Annotated in this window: 1 protein-coding gene; it reads left to right on the top strand. The window is 55.6% G+C overall.

All coding sequences use genetic code 11. The features are described from left to right. A partial coding sequence (locus SB689_RS22595) for an Ig-like domain-containing protein (RefSeq protein ID WP_410694318.1) occupies window positions 1–417 on the top strand: 417 nt, incomplete at both ends.

Genomic DNA, 417 nt, shown 5'->3' with positions numbered 1-417 from the left:
CAACGCCAATCAGCTACACCGTAGATGACGCAACAGGCTTAACCTCAAACGAAGCGACCGTCACCATTGACTATCCGCAAGCAGTGAATGACCTGCAAACGGGTACCTCAGGCAGTCCAGTTGTGGTCGATGTGTTTGCTAACGACAGCCAAGCTGACGCCAACTTAGACCCAGCAACCGTCATCATCACCCAAGCGCCAGCTGGCAGCACTATTGCCGCTGATGGCAAATCGGTGGACGTACCAGGCGAAGGCACATGGACGGTCAATCCGACTACAGGTGCCATCACCTTTACCCCAGTCGCAGGCTTCACCGCGGACCCAACGCCAATCAGCTACACCGTAGACAACCTGACGGGTGACACCTCAAACGAAGCGACCGTCACCATTGACTATCCGCAAGCAGTGAATGACCTGC

The sequence above is a fragment of the Chryseobacterium sp. SIMBA_038 genome (genome assembly GCF_046535115.1).
In the GTDB taxonomy this organism is placed as follows: Bacteria; Bacteroidota; Bacteroidia; order Flavobacteriales; family Weeksellaceae; genus Chryseobacterium.
The sequence above is the reverse complement of the archived record's forward strand: the minus strand, read 5'-3'. Positions and strand labels throughout refer to the sequence as shown.